Origin of the sequence: Thioclava sp. F36-7, from assembly GCF_002020075.1 — a bacterium.
Taxonomy (GTDB): domain Bacteria; phylum Pseudomonadota; class Alphaproteobacteria; order Rhodobacterales; family Rhodobacteraceae; genus Thioclava; species Thioclava sediminum.
On sequence record NZ_MPZR01000024.1, the window covers coordinates 2,501 to 5,650 of the forward strand.

At 54.2% G+C, this 3,150-nt stretch carries 1 tRNA gene and 2 rRNA genes (1 of these 3 running past the window's edge); all 3 read left to right on the forward strand.

Features of this window, described 5'->3' with window-relative positions:
- Positions 1–2,630 (forward strand): 23S ribosomal RNA (locus BMI89_RS20415) (it extends 204 nt beyond the left edge of the window).
- A 131-nt stretch (positions 2,631–2,761) separates the two neighbouring features.
- Positions 2,762–2,876, forward strand: a 5S ribosomal RNA gene (rrf, locus tag BMI89_RS20420).
- A gap of 195 nt (positions 2,877–3,071) precedes the next feature.
- Positions 3,072–3,148 (forward strand) — tRNA-Met (locus tag BMI89_RS20425).
- The last annotated feature ends 2 nt before the right edge of the window (positions 3,149–3,150 follow it).

Here is a 3,150-nt window from a genome sequence, read left to right on the forward strand (position 1 = left end):
GGTTATAAGAGCGAACCCGGGGAACTGAAACATCTAAGTACCCGGAGGAAAGGAAATCAACAGATACTCCGCTAGTAGTGGCGAGCGAACGCGGACCAGCCGAGCCATGAGAATGACCAGAATGATCTGGAAAGATCAGCCATAGCGGGTGACAGCCCCGTATGGGAAGTTCAATTGGACGTATTAAGTAGGGCGGGACACGTGTAATCCTGTCTGAAGATCGGGGGACCACCCTCGAAGGCTAAGTACTCCTTACTGACCGATAGCGAACCAGTACCGTGAGGGAAAGGTGAAAAGCACCCCGACGAGGGGAGTGAAACAGTTTCTGAAACCGGACGCCTACAAGCAGTCGGAGGAGCCTTGAGCTCTGACGGCGTACCTTTTGTATAATGGGTCAACGACTTGGTCTATCGAGCAAGCTTAAGCCGTTAGGTGTAGGCGTAGCGAAAGCGAGTCTTAACAGGGCGAATAAGTTCGATGGATCAGACCCGAAACCAGATGATCTAGCCATGTGCAGGCTGAAGGTGAGGTAACACTCACTGGAGGGCCGAACCGACACCCGTTGAAAAGGGTCCGGATGACGTGTGGCTAGGGGTGAAAGGCCAATCAAATCTGGAGATAGCTGGTTCTCCGCGAAAGCTATTTAGGTAGCGCGTCGATTGTATTCTCCCGGGGGTAGAGCACTGCATGGATGATGGGGGCCCACAGCCTTACTGAGTCTAAGCAAACTCCGAATACCGGGAAGAACTGATCGGCAGACACACGGCGGGTGCTAACGTCCGTCGTGGAGAGGGAAACAACCCTGACCAACAGCTAAGGCCCCCAATTCATGGCTAAGTGGGAAAGCATGTGAGACTTCCAAAACAACCAGGAGGTTGGCTTAGAAGCAGCCATCCTTTAAAGATAGCGTAACAGCTCACTGGTCTAGTCAAGAGGTCTTGCGGCGAAGATGTAACGGGGCTCAAGCCATGAGCCGAAGCTTTGGATGCACAGTGATGTGCGTGGTAGCGGAGCGTTCTGTGATATAGAACGCTGCCTCCTTATCTCCGTTCTCGGAGTATTGGAGGCAATGTTCTGACTGTGAAGCCGGGCTGTAAGGCATCCGGTGGAGTGATCAGAAGTGAGAATGTTGACATGAGTAGCGACAAACAGGGTGAGAGACCCTGTCGCCGAAAGTCCAAGGGTTCCTGCTTAAAGCTAATCTGAGCAGGGTAAGCCGGCCCCTAAGGCGAGGCCGAAAGGCGTAGTCGATGGGAACCAGGTTAATATTCCTGGGCCATGTGGTGGTGACGGATTGCGAGGGTTGTTCACACTTATCGGATTGTGTGGGCCGCTTAGCAGTTCCTGGAAATAGCCCCACTATCGGACCGTACCCGAAACCGACACAGGTGGACTGGTAGAGAATACCAAGGCGCTTGAGAGAACCACGTTTAAGGAACTCGGCAAAATGCCTCCGTAAGTTCGCGAGAAGGAGGCCCCATTCTCACGCAAGTGAGGGTGGGGGGCACAAACTAGGGGGTGGCGACTGTTTACTTAAAACACAGGGCTGTGCGAAGCCGTAAGGCGACGTATACAGTCTGACGCCTGCCCGGTGCCGGAAGGTTAAAAGGAGGAGTGCAAGCTCCGAATTGAAGCCCCGGTAAACGGCGGCCGTAACTATAACGGTCCTAAGGTAGCGAAATTCCTTGTCGGGTAAGTTCCGACCTGCACGAATGGCGTAACGATCTCCCCGCTGTCTCAAACGTGGACTCAGCGAAATTGAACTGTGTGTCAAGATGCACACTACCCGCGGTTAGACGGAAAGACCCCATGAACCTTTACTATAGCTTCGCACTGGCATCAGGCATGTGATGTGCAGGATAGGTGGTAGGCTTTGAAACGGGGACGCCAGTCTTCGTGGAGCCATCCTTGAGATACCACCCTTCGCCTGCTTGATGTCTAACCGCGGTCCCTTATCGGGATCCGGGACCCTGCGTGGTGGGTAGTTTGACTGGGGCGGTCGCCTCCCAAAGTGTAACGGAGGCGCGCGAAGGTTGGCTCAGACCGGTCGGAAATCGGTCGTTGAGTGCAATGGCAGAAGCCAGCCTGACTGCAAGACTGACAAGTCGAGCAGAGACGAAAGTCGGCCATAGTGATCCGGTGGTCCCGAGTGGAAGGGCCATCGCTCAACGGATAAAAGGTACTCTGGGGATAACAGGCTGATGGTGCCCAAGAGTCCATATCGACGGCACCGTTTGGCACCTCGATGTCGGCTCATCTCATCCTGGGGCTGGAGCAGGTCCCAAGGGTACGGCTGTTCGCCGTTTAAAGAGGTACGTGAGCTGGGTTTAGAACGTCGTGAGACAGTTCGGTCCCTATCTGCCGTGGGTGTAGGATACTTGAGAAGAGTTGCCCCTAGTACGAGAGGACCGGGGTGAACGGACCACTGGTGGACCAGTTATCGTGCCAACGGTAGTGCTGGGTAGCTATGTCCGGACAGGATAACCGCTGAAAGCATCTAAGCGGGAAGCCCCCTTCAAAACTAGGTATCCCTTGAGGGCCGTGGAAGACCACCACGTCGATAGGCTGGAGATGTAAGCGCGGCAACGCGTTCAGTTGACCAGTACTAATTGCCCGATTGGCTTGATTTGATCCGGTAGAAGCCAGACCTCTGGCATCCGATCAAACAGCATGCATTAATTTAGTGTAGAACGCTCCGCGCCAGCGCAATGCTGGAGGCGGCAAGCGCCGCATGACTTGAACTTCATCGCTTCTTCCTCGGTTTGGTGGTCATAGCACGAGCAAAACACCCGGCTCCATTCCGAACCCGGCCGTTAAGTGCCGTCGCGCCAATGGTACTGCGTCTTAAGACGTGGGAGAGTAGGTCACCGCCAAACCTAGAAAGAAGCGATAAAACTTCATCTCTCAAACAACGATGACAAACAAAATCCCGATCGCAAAAACATAAAGCCCTCGGGAAACAAACGCGGGATCGAGCACCCCGCAATCGCTACAAACTCTCCTAAAGAGTTTGCCTAACGCGATCGCCTCGTCAGGCTCATAACCTGACATAAAGGCAAACGCTCAACGGACGCGGGATGGAGCAGCCCGGTAGCTCGTCAGGCTCATAACCTGAAGGTCGTAGGTTCAAATCCTACTCCCGCAACCAAA